The organism is Mycobacterium sp. E2327 (assembly GCF_001672675.1).
Classification (GTDB): Bacteria; Actinomycetota; Actinomycetes; order Mycobacteriales; family Mycobacteriaceae; genus Mycobacterium.
This window is the reverse complement of sequence record NZ_LZKE01000012.1, coordinates 21,575-45,943: the sequence shown is the minus strand read 5'-3', so window position 1 is coordinate 45,943 and position 24,369 is coordinate 21,575. Positions and strand designations below refer to the sequence as shown.

General features: G+C 67.0%; 6 protein-coding genes. 4 read left to right on the top strand and 2 right to left on the bottom strand.

The annotated features are described in order from the left end of the window. Window positions 1-35: 35 nt before the first annotated feature. Entirely contained in the window at window positions 36-8,555 is an 8,520-nt protein-coding gene (locus A5712_RS31635; protein WP_082973216.1) for a type I polyketide synthase, read from the bottom strand. A gap of 302 nt (window positions 8,556-8,857) precedes the next feature. Here A5712_RS31635 and A5712_RS01530 point away from each other — a divergent pair, with 302 nt between their 5' ends. The 3 genes from A5712_RS01530 to A5712_RS01520 all read left to right on the top strand — a co-directional run bounded on the left by A5712_RS01530 (window position 8,858) and on the right by A5712_RS01520 (window position 22,516). Continuing rightward, the gene (locus tag A5712_RS01530; RefSeq protein ID WP_068100475.1) at window positions 8,858-10,126 is read left to right on the top strand and encodes a glycosyltransferase; all 1,269 of its coding nucleotides are present in this window, start codon (window positions 8,858-8,860) and stop codon (window positions 10,124-10,126) included. Window positions 10,127-10,453: 327 nt separating this feature from the next. Next, window positions 10,454-21,451: a type I polyketide synthase gene (locus A5712_RS01525; protein ID WP_068100473.1), complete on the top strand. Its 10,998-nt coding sequence runs from the start codon at window positions 10,454-10,456 to the stop codon at window positions 21,449-21,451. A 93-nt stretch (window positions 21,452-21,544) separates the two neighbouring features. Then, complete coding sequence (locus A5712_RS01520) at window positions 21,545-22,516, top strand: sulfotransferase (protein WP_082973211.1); 972 nt, start codon at window positions 21,545-21,547, stop codon at window positions 22,514-22,516. A gap of 13 nt (window positions 22,517-22,529) precedes the next feature. Here A5712_RS01520 and A5712_RS01515 read toward each other — a convergent pair whose 3' ends face one another. Further along, entirely contained in the window at window positions 22,530-23,336 is an 807-nt protein-coding gene (locus A5712_RS01515; RefSeq protein ID WP_068100469.1) for a class I SAM-dependent methyltransferase, read from the bottom strand. Between the two features lie 800 nt (window positions 23,337-24,136). Here A5712_RS01515 and A5712_RS01510 point away from each other — a divergent pair. After that, window positions 24,137-24,367 (top strand): MbtH family protein, encoded by a 231-nt coding sequence (locus A5712_RS01510; protein ID WP_067160589.1) that lies wholly within the window; start codon window positions 24,137-24,139, stop codon window positions 24,365-24,367. Window positions 24,368-24,369 lie beyond the last annotated feature (2 nt).

Here is a 24,369-nt window from a genome sequence, read left to right as displayed (position 1 = left end):
TAGTTGACTTTGCATGGATTTTTTTCTATTCCTGTTTATCTATGCTCCGAGTTTCTCAACGCGACAGCGATCAGATCATCTACGCCCATATTGGCTATGCGGGATTTGTTCTCTTGATGATCAGGGTCGCCAGAGTCGTTCGATGCGAGTTTCCTGAGGAGCTCTAATATGTCAGCTTCTTCCAGTCGGTTTGGCGGAATAGACGTAAGCAATTCTTGAATCTGTCGGACGTAGCTGTTAGTTGTCGATGCCGGGGCGGTCGCGCTGAGTTGGTTGGTGAGGTGGTGGGCTAGCGCGGTGGGGGTGGGATGGTCGAATGCCAGGGTTGCGGGCAGGGTCAATCCAGTGTGTCGGTTAAGGCTGTTTCGTAGTTCCAGGGCGGTTAGCGAGTCGATGCCGAGGTCTTTGAACGGGCGGTCGGGATCGAGGGCGCCCGGGTCGGGGTGGGCCAACACCGCAGCGGTGCTGGCGGTGACCATCGCGGTGAGGGTGTCAAGCCGTTGTTGGGGGGTTTGGGCGGCCAGTGTGGCGGCGAGCGTACGAGGACTGGCGTTGGCGGCTTGCGGCCGGCTGGTAACCAGGCCGGAAAGCATCGGGTTCAAACGGCTGTGGCGGGCCAGGCGGTTCAATACGCCGGCGTTGAACGGGCTTGCCAGCAGATTGGGCTGTTGGCTGATGAGCGTGGCGTCGAAGAGGGCCAGGCCGTGCTCATTGGTAATAGGAATTAGCCCGGTGCTGGCCAGGCGGGTCACATCAGCCGCGCCGAGGTGGGCGGTCATGCCGGACGGGGTTTGCCAGTAGCTCCAGGCCACGCTGGTGGCCTGGCGTTGGGTGTGGTGGCGGTGGCGGGCCAGCGCGTCCAGGAATGCGTTGGCGGCGGCGTAGTTGGCCTGCCCGGTGCTGCCCAATATTCCCGCGGTTGAAGAGAACAAGACGAACGCAGCTAGGTCGTGGTCGGCGGTGAGGCGATGCAGGTGCCAGGCGGCGTCGGCTTTGGCGGCCAAGACCGCATCGAGTTGTTCGGGGCTTAGATCGGTCACCAAGGCGTCATCCAGGATGCCGGCGGCGTGGATCACTGCGGTCAACGGGTGCTCGGCGGCGATGGCGTCAAGCGCGGCCGCCAGGTCGGCGCGGTTGCTGGTGTCGCAGGCGGTGATGGCGACTTGGGCGCCCAGCCGTTCGATACGTTGTCGTATTTGGTCGGCCCCGGGAGCGTTGGGTCCGCTGCGCGATAAAAGGAGCACATTTTTGATGGCGTAGCCGGTAACGAGGTGTTCGGCGACGAGCGCGCCCAGCATCCCGGTGCCACCCGTGATGAGGACCGTGCCCTCGGGATCCAGCCTCGCGGGGGGGAGCAGGACGATCTTTCCGGTGTGGCGGGCCTGGCTCATGTCGCGGAAGGCTTGGGGGGCGTTTAGCAGGCCGTAGCTTGTGGTGGGCAGCGGCTTGAGAGCGCCGGCGCCGAACATCTCGATCAACGCAGTCCACACCGGCTGCAGCGATTCCGCCGGCGCGCTGGACAAGTCAAAGGCCCGGTAGTTAATTCCGGGATGGGCCGCGGTGACGTCGCCGGCCTCGCGAATGTCGGTCTTGCCGATCTCGATGAAACTGCCCCCGCGGGGCAGCAGTTGCAGCGAGGCGTCGACGAACTCTCCGCGAAGGCTGTTGAGCACGACGTCAAAGCCTCGCCCATCGGTAGCTTTCTTGAAGGTGTCAACGAAATCCAGGGTGCGCGACGAGGCGATGTGCCCGGGGTCGAGGCCCAGATCGGTGAGCACGTGGTGTTTGTTCGGGTGGGCGGTGGCGAAAACGTCGGCACCGAGGTGGCGGGCGATCTGGATGGCGGCCTGACCGACACCTCCAGTGCCGGCGTGGATGAGCACCCGCTGCCCGGCTGAGAGCCCGGCAATCTCGACCAAAGCGGTATAAGCGGTCAAAAACGCGACTGGAGCGGATGCGGCCTGGGTAAACGACCAGCCGGCGGGAATGGCTACCACCATGCGCTCATCGGTGACCCCGGTGGGCGCGAACGCGTTGTGCGGGAACAAGCCCATCACTGACTCACCGGGACGCAGCGATGTCCCGGGTGCGGCCTCCAGGACGATCCCCGCGGCTTCGCCACCTAGGCCTTCGTCTGTGATGGCGCCTAACGCCACGACCACATCGTGAAAGTTCAGCCCGGCGGCACGTATCTGGACGCGAATCTGCCCCGGCGCCAGCGTCGCAGGGAGGTTGGTGGGGAGCAACGTCAGGTTGGCCAGGTCACCTTTACCCGCGGTGGCCAACCGCCATTCGGGGGCGTCCGGCGGGGTCAGGGTCGCGGTGCGGGCTAGGCGGGGAATGTGGGTGACACCGTTGCGCAGAGCCAATCGTGGCTCGCCGGCCGGTCCCGCCGAAGCGATGGCCAGCAGGTTGTCCTGGCTGGCGGCGGTGCCATCGGTGTCTACCAGGAGGATGCGATCAGGGTTTTCGTTCTGCGCCGTGTGCACCAGCGCCCAGACGGCGGCATGCGCCAGATCCGGAACGCCGTCATACGCGCCGACGCTGACCGCGTGACGGGTGACGATCAGCAGGTGGGTGTTGGCGGTGTCGGCCCGGGCCAGCCAACCCTGAAGCTGGGCCAAGGCGTGGCGGGTCAGGGTATGGACACCGTGCAGCGGATCCGCGTCGTCGGGTCGCGGTGGGGCCCAGATTACTAGGTCCGGGCATGGGGTCAAGGTCGCCAGGTCATTGTGGATCGTGCCATTGGACAGGCTTGACGGCAGCTGTTCGGGTGCCTCGGTGCACACCGCCCAAGCCGGCGGGTTTGCTGGTGGCAGAGGCGGATTGACGACCGGTGGCCAGGTCAGCTCGAACAAGCTGTCGGTGAGCCCGGCCATCGGGATCGGCCCGGCGATCTGCGCTGACACGGCGCGCAACGTCAACGCACCAATGGTGATCACCGGTGCGCCGGTGGGGTCGGTGGCGTGCAGCGTGAACGTGTCCTCGCCGGTCCGGGTCAGGCGGATTTGCAGCTGGGTGGCCGCGGCGGCATATAAGGTGATGCCGCTGAACTCGTAGGGCAGCCGCAGCGACGCCGAGGTAGCCTCGTTGCCGTCCAGCACCGAGGCCAACGGATGCAGAGCAGCGTCTAGGAGGGCGGGGTGAATGCCGTAGCCGGTGACATCGGTGCCCACGGGCAACGCCACCTCGGCATAGACGACATCGGGTCGGGCGGGGTCGGTGCCGATGCCGCGCACTGACCGGAAAAGGCTTCCGTAGCGGTACCCCTTCTCATCGAGCCGTTGGTAGAAGGCGTCCTGGTCGACGGCCTCTACAGCCGGCGCCGCGATGGGTGGGGGACCAGTGGTGGGCTGGCCGGCGCTCAGGGCGCCGCTGGCGTGCAGCGCCCACGCGACGGGATGCTGGCCAACGGTGCGCGAGTGCACGGTGAAGGGCCGCCGACCCAGTTCGTCGAGCGGATGCACCAGGATCTGCAGATCGGTCGGAGCCTGCTCCGACAGGATCAGCGCGGTGTGCAGGAACAGCTCGGCGATCACCGGGGCGTCGGCCAACTCGCCAGCCCGCAGGAGCACTTCGATGAATCCGGTCGCCGGGAACACGATGGTGTCGTTGACTCGATGGCCGGCCAGCCACTCCTGGGTGCTGGGTGACAGCCGCCCGGTGACCATGATCTGGTTTTCGTCAGCCAGCGTGGCGACCGTGCTAAGCAACGGGTGTTCGGCGCGGTCTAGGCCGGGGCCGGTGGCGTTGTCGGTGGTGGTGGGGGCTAGCCAGTAACGGCGGTGGTCAAACGGATAGGTGGGCAGCGGCACGGTGTGGGCATGTGGGTACAGCGCCGGCCAGGAGGGGCTGTGGCCGTGGGTGTGCAGTTGGGCCAGCGTGGTGGCGAGGCTGTCGTGGTCTGGGCGGTCGCGGTGCAGTGTGATGACGACCGCGGACTGGGTGCGCCCCGGGGTCGTGGCCAAGACGTCGGTCATTGCGGGCGCCAACACCGGGTGCGGGGACAGTTCCAGGAACGTGCATTCACCGGCGGCCAGGCGCGCGGCCACCCGGTCATGGAAGTGCACTGGTTGCCGTAGGTTGCGAAACCAGTAGTCGGCGTCCATGGTGGTGGTGTCGAGCGGGTCGGCCGAAAGGGCTTGTCCCACGGTGGAATACAGCGGGACGCGGGCCGGCATCGGAGTCAGGTCGGCCAACTCGGCGACGAGGCGTTCACGTAGCGGTTCGACTTGCGCGGAGTGCGAGGCGTAATCGACGGCGATCTGGCGGATCTGGATGCCGTCGCGATAGCAGGCCGCGGTGAACTGTTCCAGCGCGGCGGGCTCGCCGCTGATGATGGTGTGGGTGGGCCCGTTGATCGCTGAGATGCTCAACGCGGCTCCCCACGGCCGCAACAGCGGGTCGAGTTGCTCGGCGGCCAGCAGGACCGAGGCCATGGCCCCGGCACCACACAGCTCGCCCAATGCTTGGCTGCGCCGCGCCACAATCTGGGCCGCCTCGGGCAGGGAGAACACCCCGGCCAGGTAAGCCGCGGCGATCTCGCCTTGGGAGTGCCCGATCACCGCATCCGGGGTGATGTCGTAATGGCCGAGTACTTCGGCCAGCGACACCATCATGGTGAACAACACGGGCTGAATCACATCCACGCGCCCCAGCGCCGGGGCCCCCGGGTCCTGCAGTAGGACATCGTGCACCGACCAGCCCGTGAACGGGCGCAACGCCTCGTCGCAATCGTCCACCATGTCGGCGAAGACGCGGTGCTGTTCGTAGAGCTCACGACCCATGCCCGGGTATTGGCCGCCCTGGCCCGGCAAGACGAACACCGTCTTGCCGCGAAGGTGAGCCAGGTAATGGTGCTGGGTGAGCTGGGGATGTGGTTGGCCGGCACCCAGGGCGCGTAGCGCGTCGAGCAAGTCTGCGCGCGGATCGGCGCTATCCATGGATGCCATGATCACCGCCCGATACGGGTGATGGGTGCGGGTGGCGCCCAGGCTGTAGGCCAGATCGGTCAAATCCAAATCAGGATGACTGACCAGGTGGGCGTGCAATCGGTCAGCCTGCCCCCGCAACGCCGCCGGCGTGCGCGCCGAGACCGGCCACATCCGTACCCCAAAGTCCACACCGTCCTCGGTGGACTCAGTCGGTTCGGTCGCAGGGGCTTGTTGGACGATCACGTGCGCGTTGGTGCCGCTGATCCCGAACGACGACACCGCCGCGGTGCGCGGATGATCGGTGACCGGCCATCGCATCGCCTCGGTGAGCAGCCGAACCGTGCCCGCCGACCAATCGACATGCGGGCTGGGGGCATCCACGTTCAGCGTCGCGGGCAAAGTGCCGTGGTTGAGGGCTTCAATCATCTTGATCAGCCCCGCCAACCCGGCCGCGGCCTGAGTGTGCCCGATATTCGACTTGATCGACCCTAACCACAAAGGATGCGCCGCGTCGCGCGCCGCACCATAGGTCGCGATTAGCGCGCCGGCCTCGATCGGATCCCCCAGCATGGTGCCGGTGCCATGCGCCTCGACCACATCCACCTGATCCAGCCCCACCCCGGCGTTGGCGGCGGCCTGGGTGATGACCCGTTGCTGAGAGGGCCCATTGGGGGCGGTCAACCCGTTGGAGGCGCCGTCCTGGTTGATCGCCGATCCCGCGATCACCGCCACCACCGGATGACCATTACGTTGGGCGTCGCTGAGCCGCTCCAACACCAGCACCGCGACGCCTTCGCCCCAGCCGGTGCCATCGGCGTTGGCGGAGAAGGCTTTACAGCGCCCATCGGCGGCCAGCCCGCGCTGCCGGGCGAACTCGGTAAACACCGACGGCGTCGTCATCACCGTCACCCCACCCGCCAGAGCAAGCGTCGACTCGCCGTCACGCAGTGACTTGCACGCCCAATGAGTGGCCACCAGCGACGACGAACACGCGGTGTCGAGGGTGATGGCGGGTCCCTGCAGACCCAACGCGTAAGCCACCCGCCCGGAAGCCACACTGGTGGACGAACCGGTTAAGCCGTAGCCCTCCATACCGTCCGAACCGCCCACGCCGTATTGCTGTGACCACGCTCCGATGAACACCCCGGTCGCCGAGCACACCAAGCCGGCCGGGTCGATTCGGGCGTTTTCCAGGGCTTCCCAGCTCACCTCGAGCAGCAGTCGTTGTTGGGGGTCCATGGTTTGGGCCTCACGCGGCGAGATGCCGAAGAACTCCGCGTCGAATCCGGCCGCGTCCGCCAGAAAACTGCCGGAGCGGGTGTAGGTCTTGCCGAGCGCATCCGGATCCGGGTCGAACAACTCCGCCAGGTTCCAGCCCCGATCGCCCGGAAACCCGCCCACCGTGTCGGTGCCACTGGCCACCAGATCCCACAACGCTGCGGGCGAATCCGCCCCACCCGGGAACCGACACGCCATCCCCACCACCGCGATCGGCTCGTTTGACTCCGCCGGCGCCGCCGCCTCCGGCGCCGCCGCAACCGACCCGCTCAGTAGCCTGCCCAGGTGGGCAGCCAACATGTCCGGGGTAGGGAAGTCGAATGCCAGGGTGAGTGGCAATTCCAGATCGCTGACGGTTTTGAGCCGGTCGAGCAACTCGGTTGCCTTCACCGAGTCAAACCCCAAGTCCTTGAACGTGAGCTCGGGGTCGATGTCGTTGGGGCTGGGATGACCCAACACCGTTGCCGCCTGCGTGCACACCGTCTCCACCAGCAGGTGATGTTGTTGCTCGCGGAGAGTGCGAAGTCGCGGGGCCAATCCCGGGCGGGCCCCGGGGCCCGCACCGGTTTCATCAACTATTTGCTGCTCCGGCGCGCGGACTCGCCTGTCAATGCGGGTGAACTGATCATGCCGGTACAGCTGCACGCAATCCCTTCGCCTGACCTTGCCACTTGTGGTGAGGGGAATCGAACCGGGTTGCACCATAACGAGATCCAGCACATTCAATCCGTGCAACTTCGATACCGCCGAGATGACTTCACGCTTGACGACGTCCATCCTGTGCGCCGCGGCCGCTTCGGATTCGTCCCGCTTCTTTACTTCGACGATGGTGACCAGCTGCTCGACGCCGTCGTCGTCGGGAACCGCTATGGCCGCGCAGCGGTTTCGGGTGATCTCCTGAATCGTCGCTTCGATGTCGTCGGGAGAATGGTTGCGCCCGTAGACGATCAGCAAGTCCTTGATACGGCCGACGATGAACATCTCGCCTTCGGAGAAAAAGCCCAAATCCCCGGTCCGCAGCCACGGCCCTTCGGGCGTGTCGACAGACGGATCGACAAGCGTTGAGCCGAAGACGCGTTCAGTCTCTTCGGGTTTCTGCCAATAGCCAATGGCGACGTTGTCGCCGTGCACCCAGATCTCGCCGACCGTTCCCTCCGGACACTCGGTACTGGTCGCGGGGTCGACAATAAGCACCGTCGGCGACGGCGGCACAGCGTAACCGACGTGCTGTGTACCGTCTGTGCTTCCGCAGCGCTTCGCGTGGCCTGAGGTCAGGTTCTCGGGTTCGAAATACGCGGTGGTTGGTGGCTGACCCCGTTTGCCGGTCGCCACATACAGCACGGCCTCCGCGAGGCCATACGAGGGCAGTAATACCTCGGCGCGCAGGTTGAAACGCGCGAACCGCTCGGCGAAGCGTCGCAGCGTCGCGGGTTGCACGCGTTCGGCACCGTTGACGATGGTGTGCACGCCCCCGAAGTCAAGCCCGGCCAGGTCGTCATCGGATGTTTTGCGTGCCGCCAATTCGAAAGCAACGTTCGGCGCTGCCGTAAAGGCGCGAGTGTTGCTTGCCAGGAATTGCATCCACCGCGCCGGTCGCTGTAGGAAGGAGACTGGGCTTGTGAACACACAGCGATTCCCCCCCAAAATTGGCATGATGATTCCCAGCATCAAACCCATGTCGTGAAACAACGGCAGCCACGACACCATGGTGGTGTCCGGCGGGACAACCCCTCCTTGCTCCACGAAGATGGTGGCCGCGATCTGTTCATAATTGACCTGAATGTTCTTGTGGGAAACCATGACTCCCGCTGGCGTGCGGGTCGATCCTGAGGTGTACTGCAAATGCGCAATGCTCGGCGGGCTATCGACCTCGGCAGCGGACCCTTTCAGGCGATCCAGGTCCAGTAAATCAAGCTCAATCACCGATGGCTCTGATTCACCGGGCCTCAACTGGATGTGCTCGGCGATGTTGCCCGCGACAGAGGACGTGGTGAGAATGGCCGAAGGCGACGCATCACGCAGGACCGCACTAACACGCTCATCGGCGGCGCCACCCAGCGGCTCGGACAGTGGGACCGCGATCATACCGGCCTGTAACGCGCCCAGGAATGCAGCGACGTAGTTGAGTCCTTGCGGCGCCAATATCACAGCGCGGTCACCAGTTGACCCGCAAGATCTGAGCTCCTGTGCGACATTTAGCGTTCGTCGATACAGCTGCGACCACGTCAGGCTTTCGGCGACGCCCGCCCAGTCCTGGGCGTAATCGACATACGTGAACGCTGTCTCATCGGGCTGCGAACCGGCACGCTCCCGCAGCACAGCGGGCATCGAAGACTCAATCACGGCGTGAGGATACCGCTCGCGCAACTTCGGCGGGTATCTCCTCGAAAAACGACCTGACGTGACCGCATCGTTTCCAACAAATGGAGTCGCCGGATATACCGGACGGTTCAGTGAACGGAATTCCCGAGTTGGCAGCCGGTTGAAGAAAGTCCAGGGACGCTGCCGCGAGGGGTGCGGTTTTGTCGCCCGCTTACCTGATACGTCTGGTGGGGGATTGGGTTATGCTGCCGGGCGGCTGAGTCGGGCGTGCGGCCGTCGCTTCAGTCGCAAACCGCACGAGAAGTGAAGGACTAGGGCCTGCGATGAAATTTGTCCTTGCAAGCTGGGGAAGCCGCGGCGATGTCGAACCGAACCTCGCCGTTGGCCGCGAGCTGGTGAACCGGGGGCACGAAGTCTGCATGGCCGTCCCGCCCGACCTGGTTGGCTTCGCAGAGTCGGCCGGGGTCGCGGCAGTCGGCTTCGGCCCAGAAGCGCAGACCATTCTGGATGCGCACCGCGAGTACTGGACGTGCTTCTTTAGCCACCCCTGGAGGATCCGGGATCTGATCCGGTCGCGACTCGCAATTGCCGGACCTCTACTCCTGGGTTGGCAGGAGATGAGCACGACGCTCAGGTCGCTGGCAGACGGGGCCGACTTGATTTTCACCGGCATCAATTTCGAGGACGCTGCTGCCAACGTAGCGGAGTATTACGACATTCCGCTGGCTACTTTGCATTACTTCCCGCTGCGGCCCAACGGGCAGACCCTCCGATTCCTGCCTGCGCCGTTGGGCCGCTCGGCCGTGACGGCGTTCTGGTGGGTCTCTTGGCTTGCGACGAAGAAGGTCGAGGACGCTCAGCGCCGCGAACTGGGCTTAGCGAAGGCAACAGGATCCGCGCCGCGACGGATCACTGACCGCGGATCGCTCGAAATCCAGGCGTACGACGAGGCGTGTTTTCCCGGCCTTGCAGCCGAATGGGCGAAGTGGGGTGGTCAGCGGCCCTTCGTCGGCACGCTGACACTGGAATTGCAGACGGATGCCGATGAGGAGGTCGCGTCCTGGATCGCCGCAGGAACACCGCCGATCTTCTTCGGGTTCGGCAGCATTCCGGTCAAATCTCCGGCCGAAACAATCGCCATGATCTCTGCTGCCTGCGCCCGGCTGGGCGCGCGAGCATTGGTGGGCGCCGCCGGAACTGACTACCGGAATGTCCCGCACTTCGACCATGTCAAGGTGGTGGGCACGATGAATTATTCGACCGTCTTTCCCGCCTGTCGGGCCGTCGTCCACCACGGTGGCTCGAGCACGACGCCGATTGCCATGCGTGCGGGAGTTCCTCAGCTGATTTTCTTCTGGGACATGGTTCATGCGGTCTATGGAACTGCGGTGAAAAGGCTCAAGGTCGGCACCGCCCGACGTTTTTCGACCGCTAGCGAGGACTCGCTGGTCGCGGACCTGCGCACCATCCTCGCGCCGGAATACATCGCGCGCGCACGCGACCTCGCCACCAGGATCACAGAACCGGCCAAAAGCGCCTCGGTCGCCGCCGACCTTATAGAGAATTTCGCCCGCTTTCGGCGCGTTGGCTGACGGCTGATCGGACGTCGACGGCGCGGCCTACCGCGAGCCCAAACGCCGCAATCACACACCAATCGCTGCACGTTCAGCCGGCCGAACGCGATAAACGACGTCGCGCCTCTTCAGCGCACCAATTAGCAACGCGGGTGACCGCGGTCTCACTTACCTATTCGCGTGACAGGCGTCTCACCCAGCAAGTATGGTCTAGAACTTGTTATACCCATGTCGAGTAGATGGTCTGGAGACACGGTTGAGCATCAATCCCTTCGAAGACGGCGGGGGCTGCTTTTTCGTCTTGGTTAACGACGAGGAGCAACAGCAGATGATCGGCGGTCGAAAATGACAGATCTACGTGGATCACAGGGGACGGGTGACAGCTTCGCGATCGTCGGCTACGCGGTGCGCCTCCCCGGTGCGCCCGATGCCGACGCGTTCTGGGATGTGCTGAGCGAAGGCCGGGACGCGCTTTCGGAGGTGCCCGAGGACCGCTGGGACGTCGACGAGTTCTACGATCCGGATCCCGACGCGCCCGGAAAGATCGTCAGCCGCCGGGCCGGGTTCATCGAGGACGTGACCGGGTTCGACGCGCCGTTCTTCGGGCTGTCCAACCGGGAGACCATGCTGATCGACCCGCAGCACCGGATTCTGCTGGAGACGGCGTGGCAGGCGGTGGAGCATTCGGGAACCGCCCCGTCGGCCCTGGCGAACACCAAGACCGGTGTGTTCATGGGTCTGGGCACCCACGACTACCTGGGATTGATCTCCGAACAGCTGAGCTACGAGGAGATCGAGGCATACGTCGCGATCGGCACGTCATCCGCCGCGGGCGCGGGCCGGATCAGCTACGGGCTGGGCTTGCAGGGCCCGGCCGTGTCCGTCGACACCGCGTGCAGCTCGTCGCTGGTGGCCGTCCATCAGGCGTGCCAGGCGCTGCGCTTCGGGGAATGTGACCTCGCGCTGGCGGGTGGGGTGAACGTGCTGCTCAGCGCGAAGACCGCCATGACCTTCTCGCACGCGCACATGCTGGCGCCGGACGGGAAGTGCAAGACCTTCGACGCGGCCGCCGACGGCTATGTGCGCGGCGAGGGCTGCGGTGTCGTCGTCGTCAAACGCCTCGAGGACGCCATCCGGGACGGCGACCGGATCCGGGCCGTCATCCGCGGCAGCGCGGTCAACCAGGACGGCGCGTCGGGCGGATTGACGGTGCCCAACGGGGTCGCCCAGCAGCGGGTGATCGCCGAGGCGCTGCAGTGCGCGGGCGTCGCGCCCGGCGACGTGGGATATCTCGAGGCGCACGGGACCGGCACCTCGCTGGGCGACCCGATCGAGGTCCAGGCCGCCGGCGCGGCGCTGGGCAAGGAACGCGACGCCGACCGGCCGTTGCTGATCGGGTCGGTGAAGACGAACATCGGGCACCTGGAGGCGGCCGCGGGAATCGCGGGTCTGATCAAGGTGATCCTGTCGCTCGAGCACGAGGTGCTGCCGAAGCACCTGAACTTCAGCAAGCCCTCGCCGCACATTCCCTGGGACCGGCTGCCGGTGCGGGTGGTGGACGAGGCCCTGCCGTGGCCACGCGACGGGCGGCCCCGCATCGCGGGGGTGAGCTCGTTCGGGTTCTCCGGGACGAACTCGCACATCATCATCGAGGAAGCGCCCGAGGTGGCGCCGGTTGCAACCGCGGCGCCGTCGGACGACCGGCGGTTCAGCCTGTTGCCGCTCTCGGCGCGCAGCCCGGCCGCGTTGGCGGAGCTCGCCAAGGCATACGCCGATTGGCTGGCCGCCCACCCGGACGCCTCGTTGGCCGACGTCTGCCTGACGGCCGGGGCAGGGCGATCACACTTCGAGCACCGGGCCGCCCTGGTGGTGAATTCGACGGACTCCGCGCGCGAGCAGCTGACCGCGCTGGCCGACGATCGCCCGGCGCCGGGCCTGCTGCGCGGTGACTGCACCGACCGGCCGAAGACGGCGTGGTTGTTCACCGGGCAGGGCAGCCAGTACGCCGGCATGGCGCGGGAGCTCTTCGAGACCGAGCCGGTGTTCGCCGAGACGATGACCCGGTGCGCGGCGGCGGTCGCCGACGTCCTCGAAAGACCTTTGCTGGACGTGATTTTCGACCCGGACGGTGACGACGCCCTGCGGCAGACCAGTTACGCCCAGCCCGCGTTGTTCGCGGTGGAGATGGGCCTGGCCCGGCTGTGGCAGTCCTGGGGCTTCGAACCGGACGTGGTGATCGGCCACAGCGTCGGCCAATACACCGCGGCCTGCGTGGCCGGCGTGTTCGGGCTCGAGGACGGAATGCTGCTGATGGCCGAGCGCGGCCGCCTGTTCGGCAGCCTGCCCGACGGCGGCCGGATGGTCGCCGTCTTCGCCGCCCCCGAGCGGGTGGAAAGCATGACCGACGAGTTCCCGAGCCTGTCGGTGGCCGCCTACAACGGCGCGAACACCGTGCTGTCGGGACCCGTGCAGGATCTCGACCAGGCGGTGGCCGGACTGGAAGCCGACGGGGTGCGCTGCGACTGGCTGGACACCAGCCACGCCTTCCACTCGGCGCTGCTCGATCCGGTCCTCGACGAATTCGAGGCGTACGCGAACCGATTCGAGTTCGGCGCGCCCCAAAAGACGTTGGTGTGCAACCGCACCGGCGCGGCCTTAGGCCGAAGCGCGAAACTGGACGGCGCGTACTGGCGTCGCCACGCGCGGCAGCCGGTGGAGTTCGCCAAGAGTGTGCGCACGCTTTCCGAACTGCACTGCACGATGCTGCTGGAGATCGGCCCGCAACCGATCCTCACCGCGGCGGCGATGCGGGCGTGGCCGGACCCGGCCACCGCGCCGCGGGCGATCGCGTCGATGCGGAAGAACATCGCCGATCACCGCCAGATCACCGAAGCGCTCGCCAACGCCTACATCGTCGGGCACTGGCCGGACTTCGCCGCCTTGGCGCCGGTGACGGCGCGCAAGCTCGACCTGCCCACCTATCCGTTCCAGCACCGCGAGTACTGGTTCCGCGAGCAACGGGCCGCGGCCACCCCGACCTCCAGCCAGCCGTCGGCGATGCGGACCCAGGCCGTCGGCCTCCTGGAGGACGGCCGGATCGAGGAGCTCGCGGCGCTGCTGGGCGGCGGGAACACCGATCCGCAGACCGTCGATGTGCTGAGACAGCTTGCGGCAGAACACAACCAGCAGCGCAACGCCCAGTCCATCACGGACTCCCGCTACGAGATCCGCTGGGAGAAGTCTGCCGCCAAGGCTTCGGGCGCCGGTGAGGGCTCCGCCTGGCTGCTCGTCGTCGACGACGCCGCGGCGGTCCAGCCGTTGGTCGACGCGCTGACCGCGCGCGGGCACCGGACCCGAATCGTGGGGCTGCCGGTCTCCGACGCCGACGCCGAGCGGCTGCAGGGCGTGTTGCGCGACGCGGTCGCGGACGAACCGTCGCTGCGGATCCTGCACCTCGCCGGCCTCGGATCGGACACGACGCCGTCGACGCAGTCGCTGCTGCGGATGCAACACCAGATCCTGAGCGGAACGCGGCGACTCTTCTGTGCCGCGGCCGCCGCCGACCTGCGCGCGCCGATTTGGCTGATAACCCGTGGCGCGCAACGGGTCACCGAGGCGGACAAGGTGTCACCGGCGCAGTCGTGCCTGTGGGGCTTCGGTCGCGCCGCCGCGCTGGAACATCCCCGACTGTGGGGCGGGCTGGCGGACCTAGCCGGCGGTGCCGACCAGTGGTCCGCGCTGATCGACCAACTGGTGTCGGCGCCGGCGGGCGAAGACCAAATCGCGCTTCGGGACAACGCGGTCTACGTTCCCCGGCTGACTCGCCGCACGGGGCAGCCGGCCGCTACGCCGCTGGCGTTGCGTGAGGACGCAACGTATCTGGTGACCGGCGGGCTCGGCGCGATCGGGCTCGAGGTCGCCGAATACCTTGCGGCGCACGGGGCCCGGCATCTGGTGCTGACCAGCCGGCGCGCACCCAGCGAGGCCGCGCAACAACGCATCGACGCGATCCGCGAACAGAGCGGCGCCGAAGTCCGGGTCATCACGGCCGACGTGTCCAACCCGCACGACGTCGCCCACGTCTTGGCCACGTTGCGGGCCGACCTCCCGCCGCTGGCCGGGATCGTCCACGCCGCGGGCGAGATCAGCACCACCCCGCTGCAAGCCCTGGACGACGCCGAAGTGGATCGGGTGTTCGCCGGGAAGGTGTGGGGCGCTTGGAATCTGAGCGAAGCCACCGCCGACCTGAAGCTGGACTTCTTCCTGAGCACCTCCTCGATCGCCGGGGTGTGGGGCGCCGGCGGCCAGACCGCTTACAGTGCGGCCAACGCCTTCCTCGACGGGCTGGCCTGGCGGCTGCGTGAGCAGGGTGTCCCCGGGGTCAGCGTCAACTTCGGCCCGTGGTCGAACGCCGGCATGGCCGACGAGGCCGCCCGCGCGGAACTGGACAAGCGCGGGGTCCGGCCATTGTCGCCCGCCGACGCCTTGGCGGGCATGGCCGAGCTGATGGCCTCTTCGGACAAGGGCGCATCGCACGGCGTCGTGGCCCGCATCGACTGGGCCAAGTTCCTGCCGCTCTACCAGATGGCGGGCAAGCGAGCGTTCTTCACCCAGTTGCAGCGCGAGGTGCCCGAGTCCGAAGAGGCGCCGTCGTCGGCGTCGGGGTCCACCCAATTGGTGGAACGGCTGACCGCCGCCCCGGTGGGGCAGCGCAAGAAGCTCGTCGTGGACTATCTGCGCGACGCCGTCGCGGAGGTGACCCGCATCGACCCCGCGGAAATCCGCGAAGAGGCCGGGCTTTTCGACCTCGGCATGGATTCGCTGATGGCCGTCGAACTGCGACGCCGGCTCGAGCGGGCGGTGGGCGCGGAACTGCCGTCGACCCTGGCGATGGACTACCCGCGCATCACCGACGTCGCGAATTTCTTGGTCAACGACGTGCTCAGCCTGGACGCCCCGGCGCCGGCGGCCGCCGCCGCGGCGCAGCCTTCGCCGGCCGCGGCCGCGGTGACGGCGCGCACCGACGAGCCGATCGCGATCGTCGCGGTGGCCTGCCGCTTCCCGGGCGCGCCGGATCCCGAGGCGTACTGGGACTTGCTGTCCGGCGGTGTCGACGCGATCCGGGAGATCCCGGACGACCGCTTCGACGTCGACGAGTACTACGACCCGGATCCCGAGGCGCCGGGCAAGATCTACACCCGCTACGGCGGATACCTGGAAAGCATCGACGGATTCGATCCGGAGTTCTTCGGCATCTCCCCGCGCGAGGCCGTGTGGATGGATCCCCAGCAGCGGTTGATGCTCGAGATCGCGTGGGAGGGCCTGGAGCGCGCCGGGTACGCGCCTGCGGGATTGCGCGGCAGTCGGACCGGCGTGTTCGTGGGCGTGGCCGCCAACGAGTATTCGCAACTGCTCAACGCCAACTCGGTCGATACCATCGAGGCCCACTTCATCACCGGCAACGCGCTCAATGTCATCGCGGGGCGGGTCGCGTTCGCGCTCGGGCTGGAAGGGCCGGCCATGGCGGTGGACACCGCGTGCAGCGCCTCGCTGGTGGCGGTCCACCAGGCCTGCCAGGCCCTGCATTCCGGTGACTGCGACATGGCGCTGGCCGGCGGGGTGAATGTGTTGGTGAGCCCGGCGTCCATCGTCGCCACCTCGCGCGCCAGGATGCTTGCCGCCGACGGCCGTTGCAAGACGTTCGACGCGGCCGCGAACGGCTACGCGCGCAGCGAAGGCTGCGGGATCCTGGTGCTCAAGCGGCTGAGCGACGCCGAGCGCGACGGCGACCAGATTTGCGCCGTCATCCGCGGCAGCGCGGTCAACCAGGACGGCGCGTCCAGCGGTCTGACGGTGCCCAACGGTGGTGCGCAGCAACGGCTTATCGCCGCGACGCTGGCTCGCGCCGGTGTCGAGGGTCGCGAGGTCGACTACCTCGAGGCGCATGGCACGGGCACCTCGCTCGGCGACCCGATCGAGGTCCAGGCGGCCGCGGCCGTCTACGGCGCCGGCCGTGACCCGAGCCAGCCGCTGCTGATCGGATCGGCGAAGACCAACATCGGCCACCTCGAATCCGCGGCCGGGATCGCCGGCCTGATCAAGGTCGTGCTGTCGCTGCAGCACGAGGTCCTGCCGCAGAACCTGCACTTCGAGAACCCGTCGCCGAACATTCCGTGGGACTCGCTGCCGGTGCAGGTGGTGGACAAGCCGCTGCCGTGGCACGCCAACGGCCGCCCGCGCCGCGCCGGGACGAGTTCCTTCGGGTTCTCCGGCACGAACGCGCACGTCCTCATCGAGGAGGCGCCGCCGAAATCCGAAGCTCCCCAGGAATCTTCGGCCACCGACGTCACCGCGGCGGCCGAGCAGGCCGCCGGACACGAACCGGTCGGCGTGCTGCCCCTGTCGGCGCGGTCACCGCAGGCGCTGGTGTCGTTGGCGCAGCGGTACGGGGCCTGGCTGGACGAGCACCCCGAGGCCGATATCGCCGACGTGTGCTACACGGCCGCGGTGGGGCGTTCGCACTTCGAACACCGGGCCGCGCTGGTGGTGGACTCGGTTCAGGCAGCCCGCGATCTGCTGGCCGGGCTGGCCGAGAACCGGCTGGGACCGGGTGCGGTGCGCGGCGAGTGCGGTGACCCGCCGAAGACGGCGTGGCTGTTCACCGGGCAGGGCAGCCAGTACTCGGGTATGGCGCGCGAGTTGTTCGACACCGAGCCGGTTTTCGCCGACACCGTGAAGCAATGCGCGGCGGCGATCGACGGGATGTTGCCGCGCCCGTTGCTCGAGGTGATGTTCGACGATGACGCGGGAGACACCCTGCGGCACACCTCGTTCGCCCAGCCGGCGCTGTTCGCCGTCGAAATGGGCCTGGCCCGGCTGTGGCAGTCCTGGGGCATCGAGCCCGACGTGGTGCTGGGCCACAGCGTGGGCCAGTACGCGGCGGCCTGCGTGGCCGGCGTGTTCAGCCTGGAGGACGGGGCCCGGCTGATGGCCGAGCGCGGCCGGCTGTTCGGGAACCTGCCCGAGGGCGGCCGGATGGTGGCGGTCTTCGCCGACCCCCAGCAGGTGGAGCGCATCGCCGACGAATTCCCGCACATCTCGGTCGCCGCTTACAACGGCCCCAACACCGTGCTGTCGGGCCCGGCGGGCGATCTGGAACAGATCGTCGCCAGGCTCAGCGGCGACGGCACCCGCTGCACCTGGCTGGAAACCAGCCATGCCTTCCATTCGGAGTTGCTGGAGCCGGCGCTCGACGAATTCGAGTCGTTCGCAAACGGTTTCGAGTTCGCCGTTCCGACGCTGCCCCTGGTGTGCAACCGCACCGGCGCGGTGATCACCGCGGAGACCCCGCTGGACGCCCAGTATTGGCGGCGGCACTCCCGCCAGCCGGTGCAGTTCGCCGAAAGCGTGCAAACCGTGGCGGCGCTGGGCTGCTCGGTGCTGATGGAGATCGGACCGCAACCGGTCTTGACCGGGGCCGCGGTGCAGGCCTGGCCGGAATCCTCGGCCACCCCGCGTTCCATCGTGTCGCTGCGCAAAGGCGTCGACGCCTGGCAGCAGATGGCGGAAGCGCTGGCCGCGGTCTACGTCGCAGGCCACCGGCCCGATTTCGCGGCGCTGTACCACCGGCCGCATCACACGGTCGAGTTGCCCACCTATCCATTCCAGCGCCGTCGCTTCTGGCCCAAGACCGCCGACGTCGCGATCGACGGCGCCGTCGCATCCGGAATCCTCGGTAGCGCAAAGGATCTCGCGTCCGGCGACTCGGTCTACACCAGCAGGTGGTCGGTCAAGTCGCAGCCGTGGCTTTCCGATCACGTCATCTACGGCACCGTCGTCGTTCCGGGCGCGACGTACGCCGCGATGGCCATCGCCGCGGTCGGGGCGCCGGCCCAGGTGCGCGACGTCTTCTTCTACGAGCCGATCATCCTGCCGGACAAGAACTCCCGGGAGGTGCAGCTGACCGTGCATCCCCTCGAGGACGGCAGCGGCTGGACCTTCCAGGTGCACAGCCGGCCCTACGGTGATCGCGACGCCGAGTGGGCGTTGAACGCCGACGGTCGGATCGTCGGCGGCGACGGTGACGCTGCGGACGAGCCCGCGCTGGAGCCGACGGAATCCATCGACGCGGCGTGCGAGCGGCTGGGGCGCACGCGCCCGCAGCAGCTGTTCGACACCTTCGCCGACATGGAGCTGACCTGGGGTCCGACCTGGTCCACGTCGCTCAAATCGCTGTGGGCCGGTGATGGCGAGGCGGTGGGCGACATTGCGATCGGCGAGGAGCTTGCCGAGCAGCTCGGTAGCGAGCCGATCCACCCGGTGCTGCTCGACCTGTGCACGGGAATCGCCTTCCCGGCCTTGGAGGCCGCGCTCTCGGCGACCGAGGAAGGCCAGGGCCTGAGCGACCTGTTCCTCCCGCTGCGGTACGGGCGGGTGGTGCTGAACGACAAGATGCCACGGCGGTTCTACTGCCGCGCGCGGTGGCAGAGTGGCGGCCTGGACAGCGAAACGCAGGCCTTCGACCTCGACTTCGTGGATCGCGACGGTCGCCAGCTCGGCGAGATTCGCGACTTCACGGTCAAACGCGCGCCCCGGGAGGCGCTGCTGCGCGGGCTCGGCGGCGATGCCACCCGCAACCTCTACACCCTCGGCTGGGAGGAAGTGCCCGCGCCGGCGTCGGGCAGCGCCGACAAGAGCGGCGACGGCACCTGGCTGATCGCCGGGTTCGACGGGCTGGCGGCCGAGGTGCCGGGCGCAGTCTCGGTGGACCGCGCGGTCGATCCCGAGCACTGGAGGCGGCTGCTCAATGAGGCGCAGGAGCGCGGTGCCCCCGTCTCCGGCGTCGTCTGGCGCAGCCCCGGGCGGCCCGACGCGGAAGAAACCGGCCCCGAGTTCGCCACGCGGCTCGAGACCGAGATCGACGAGCTGCTCACGGTGGTGCGCACGCTGCTGGCGCAGCAGGACCTGAAGCTCACCGGCGGGCTGTGGATCGTCACCGAACGTGCGGTGGCGACCGAGTCCGGCGAGCCGGTCGACTCGGCGCAGGCGGCGCTGTGGGGCTTCGGGCGCACCGTGATCACCGAGCAGCCGAGCCTGCGCTGCAGGCTGGTCGACAGCGACGGCGCCGACGACGCCGTGCGTTCGCTGGCCGGCCTGCTCGGCACACCCAATGACGAGCCCGAACTCGCACTGCGCCATGGAAAGTACTTCGTGCCGCGGCTGCTGCCGTGGGCGCGCGACGGCCACCTCGAGGTACCGCGCTCGAGCGATTACCTCCTGGATGTGACCGAACGCGGCGCGATCGACAACCTTCGGCTGACCGAGATTCATGTCCCGCCGCCGGGCGCGGGTGAGGTGCAGATCCGGGTGGAGGCCGCGGGCCTCAACTTCCGGGATGTGCTCAACGTCCTCGGCCTGTACCCGGGCGATCCGGGACGGATCGGCGGCGGTGACCTCTCGGGCGTCGTCACCGAAGTGGGTTCCGGCGTGACCGGTTTCGAGGTCGGCCAGCGCGTCTTCGGCTTCATGCCGGGGTCGTTCACCACCCGGGTCAACGTGCCGGCCCAGTTCCTGGCGGCGGTGCCGAACGGGGTGAGCGCCGTGGGAGCGGCGACCATCCCCGCCGGGGCGCTGACGACCCGGCTGGCGTTCGACTGGGCGCAGGTCGGGCCCGGTGATCGGGTGCTGATCCACGCCGCCAGCGGTGGCGTCGGTCTGGCCGCGATCCAGATAGCCCAGCAGCGCGGTGCGACCGTGTTCGCCACCGCCAGCGCGTACAAGCGCGCGACGCTGCGCAAGATGGGCGTGCAGCACATCTACGACTCGCGCAGCACGGATTTCGCGGACCAGATCCTGGCCGACACCGGCGGTGCCGGGGTCGACGTGGTGCTCAACAGCCTCACGAACGAGGGCTTCATCGAAGCGACCGTGCGGGCGACCGCACAGGGCGGCCGGTTCGCCGAGATCGCCAAGCGCGACATCTGGACGCGCGAGCAGATGGCGGCGGCCCGTCCCGACATCGCCTACGAGATCATCGCGCTGGACTGGTGCATCGAAAACGAACCCGAGCGGACCGGGAACTTGCTGGCCGAGCTGGCGGACAGCATGGCCGCCGGCGAACTGACGCCGCTCGCGGCCGAGGTCTACCCGGTGACGGAGGCCAAGACCGCGTTCCGGCGCATGCAGCAGGCCCGGCACATCGGCAAGATCGTGCTGCAGATGCCGCAACCGCTGCAGCCGCGCGGGGACCGCAGCTACCTGATCACCGGTGGCGTCGGTGCGCTCGGCCTGCACACGGCGGCCCATCTGGCCCAGCTCGGTGCCGGTGACATCGTGCTGACCAGCCGTCGCGCACCCGATACGGATGCGCAGCTGGCCATCGACGACATCACCGAGCGCTACCGAAGCCGCATCCACGTCTTCACGGCCGACGTCGGCGACGAGCCGGAGGTCGAACAGCTGCTGGAGCGGATCCGGGCGGAGTTGCCGCCGCTGGCGGGGGTGGCGCACCTGGCGGGCGTCCTCGAGGACGCGCTGCTGCCGCAGCAGAGCCTCGAAGGGTTCCGCAAGGCGCTGGCGCCCAAGGCCTTCGGCGGCTGCCACCTGCACCGGCTCACGAAGAACGACGACCTTGATTTCTTCATCGTCTACTCGTCGGCCTCCAGCGTGATCGGTTCGCCCGGTCAGGCCAACTACGCGACCGCCAACGCGCTGCTCGACGGGCTCGTTGCCGAGCGCAGGGCCCAAGGCCTGCCGGCGACGGCGATCAACTGGGGTCCGTGGGCCAAGGGCGGCATGGCCACCTCGCACGCCGCGCGCGCCAACCTCAGCGCGCAGGGCCTGATCCCGCTGGAACCCTCGGCCGCGCTCACCGCGCTCGACGAGATCCTCGCCCACGGAACCGGGCAGGCGACCGTGATCAAGGCCAATTGGCAGCGCGCCGCGAAGGGGCTGGGCGCCTCCCGCCCGGCGATGCTCGACCACGTGCTGCCGAGCGCGGTCACGGCGACCCGCGGCGACAGCGAGTTGTTGCGGCAACTGCACGAGGTGCCCGAGGCGGAGCGCGGCAGCTTCCTGACCGAATACCTGCGCTACGAGGTCCAGAATTTCCTGAGGCTGGCGCAGCCGCCGGCGGCAACCAGCCGGTTCCTGGAGCTGGGCACCGACTCACTGATGGCGGTCGAGTTCAGCAACCGGTTGCTTCCGCAATTCGGCGGCGCGTTCACGATCAGCGCCACGGCGGTATTCGACTATCCGACCATCGGGTCGCTGGCCGAGTACCTGGCCGGTCAGGTGCCGGAATCGGACAAGGCGGATTCGGTGGGATTGGCCGAGCCCACGTAATCATCTCCGGGAAGTCAACGACCAGGTCGCTAATCAGGAGGCCGATAACGTTCCGTTGCGCCTCGCCAGAAGGTCAAAAAACTAGACGGGAGCATGCGGGACGTGGCCATTGCAGGGGAGTGCGCCGACCCACCCGAGGTCAGAAAGCGGATTCTCGTCACCGGCGCACCCCGATCGGGCACGACCTGGACCGGCCGAATGATCGCCCACGCCCCGGGAATGGGTTATATCCACGAGCCCTTTACTCCGGAAAACGGCGATTTGTGCGGCTTCGCCAATCCCATCAGGGCGAAATTCCAGTACATAACGGACGAGAATTCTCACCGCTTCTCGGGATATCTTGATGACCTGGTTGATTTCAAATACCCGCTGCGAACAAATCTCCTGCACTCCAGGAGCGTGCGCGAGGCGGGACGAAGCCTCTTGGCCTTCGCCAATCTTTCCACGCACCGGATAAGAAAAGACACGGCGGTCATGAAAGACCCGCACGCCGTGTTCTCCGCGCCCTGGTTGGCCCGCCAGTTCGACATGAACGTGGTGGTCATGATCCGGCATCCTGCGGCGCTGTGCTCCAGCCTGAAGATTCTGAATTGGAAATTCGACTTCAACCACTTCCTGCGTCAGCCGCAACTGATGCGCGAGACCCGGTTGGCGGACTTCGAATCGGAGATTCGTTATTTCGCCGAGCATGAGCAGGAAATCATCCCGGTAGGCGCCCTGCTATGGAACTGCATATACGCGGTGATCAACGAGTATCGCACGTGCCATCCGGGGTGGTTGTTCCTCAAGCACGAAGAATTGTCACTGGACCCCGTGGGCAGTTTTCGGAAAGTCTATGCGACGCTCGGCCTGGAATTCACGGCCGGCGTCCACGCCGCCATCGAGTCAAGCTCGGGGGAACAGAACCCTTCCGAACCGCAGCGGGGCGACGAATTCAGCATCAGACGCAACAGCAAGGTGAATGTCTCGAACTGGAAGAGCCGGCTCAGCGATCGCGAAATTCTCACCATCAAAGAGTGGACCAGCGGGGTATCGACGCTGTTCTACTCGGACCTCGAGTGGTGATGTCTTCCCGCGGCTAGGCGGCTTCGGTGCGCAGTTGAGACCTCAGGATCCGGTACTCCAACAGGCCGGCCCGCATCTGCTCGTAGATGGCGGAGCCCGGCAGCGCGAGGAAGTTCGCGACGCGGGCATTTCCGTCGCCGTAGACCTGGGCCCAGGTGTCACTGGCCTGGTCGCGCGAGGCCAGCACGTTCGCCGTAATGTCCCGGTCGTTTTCGGTGACGAAGCCCGAGCGCTTCAACCGCATCCGCACCTGGTCCCAGTCCTCGGGGCTCAAGAAGTCGGTGTGTAGGAACCACCCGCCGGGTCGGCAAATCCTGCGCACCTCACCCAGGAACTTCGGCAGGTTGCCGTAAGAGTGCGAGGACTCGATGTTGACGATGGCATCGCACGACGCGTCGGGGAGGGGGACATTCAATGCGTCGCCGACCATGAAGTTGATCGGGCGCTTGACGTGCGTCTTGCTGCAGAACGCGATGGCTTCGGAGGACATGTCTATGCCGATCACCTCGGCGTTGAACTTCTCCGCCACCAGTGCGGCGTTGCCGCCGCGGCCACATCCGATTTCGACGACGGTGCGGTCGTTGAGGTCGACCGACCCGATGACCTCGAACACCAGCCGGACCGAGTTGGCGTTGAAGGTTCCCGGGCGAATGGTGAACGCGGATTCGTCGGTGGATCCCATCGGGGCGTAGCCGTAATTGAGGAAGAACGATGAATCGGCGACCCCGGCGTCCTCGAGGCGCCGGCTGAGCAAATTGTAAAAGCTTTTCCACCCGACGGCGGTCGTGGACAGCAGGTCGTCAGCGAGGTGCTCCGACATTGCAACCGATGAATTATCCTTCGATTCAACCTGCGCCGAAGATTCGCTATGGCTGTCCATTTATTTCGCCCCAACCAGCTCTAATTTGTGGATATTTGATTCCGAGTACACGCTGTTCGCGCCGCCCAATCACGTCGCATGCTACACGACCGGCTCGCGTCCGGTGAGGCCTCAACCCGGACCCGTTAACGTCATAAATTCATGTGGTCCGGACGCGTCCAATTCGCGCCGGCCGGCGCCGCCGGCTCATCGGGCAGGCCGCCCCGGCATGGCTGCTTTCGCCTGCCGAAGGGCGCCCCGAGTGAGCGGGGGCGGTGCCCGGTAGCCGGCACGGGCTCGCCGATGCGGCGCGCCGCGGTTTCCGACACCTAATACATATTGTGTGCGGGGGCCGCCGAGCGCGGGTCCCGTCGCCTCGCGCGGGCAGGGCGGTGCGGCCCGATGGCCAAACCGGTTCCCGGTCACTTTGACCCCGTGGCGGATCTCTTCGGTGTCGCTCCGGGCCGGGGTTATGCCGACGACGGGAGGCCAGGCCACCGCGTCGGCGTCGTCGCGCTCGTGACGACTGTCGTCGCAGGTCGCGGCAGGGGCGCGTGGACCCATGCCGCGCCGCAGACCACCGATAGGGAATCGACCGGTAAAACCATACCATTAGTTTGTCTAGGCAGGATTCCGGATGTGATGGCGTTAGTAGATCCCGGCCGCCGCAAATTCCACGAAGGCTTAGACAACCTCTGTGGGGCTCCAGTATGGTTTAGAACTTGTTATACCCATGTCCAGTTAGACGGTCTGGAGACGCGGTGAGCACTAATCCGTTCGACGACGACGACGGCAGTTTTTTCGTCTTGGTCAACGACGAGGAACAACACAGCCTGTGGCCGGCGTTCGCCGACGTTCCGGCCGGCTGGCGGGTGGTGTACGGCGAAGCGGACCGCGCAGCGTGCCTGGACTACATCGAACAGAACTGGACCGATATACGGCCGAAAACTCTGCGCGAAAGGTTAGCGGCGGGACAGGGGTTTGATAGGTAATC

What these genes read in the sequence shown, in the direction of transcription:
- A5712_RS01530 (WP_068100475.1), top strand. Translation starts at nt 8,858, where the DNA reads ATGAAATTTGTCCTTGCAAGCTGGGGAAGCCGCGGCGATGTCGAACCG.
- A5712_RS01525 (WP_068100473.1), top strand. Translation starts at nt 10,454, where the DNA reads ATGACAGATCTACGTGGATCACAGGGGACGGGTGACAGCTTCGCGATC.
- A5712_RS01520 (WP_082973211.1), top strand. Translation starts at nt 21,545, where the DNA reads ATGCGGGACGTGGCCATTGCAGGGGAGTGCGCCGACCCACCCGAGGTC.
- A5712_RS01515 (WP_068100469.1), bottom strand. Translation starts at nt 23,336, where the DNA reads ATGTCGGAGCACCTCGCTGACGACCTGCTGTCCACGACCGCCGTCGGG.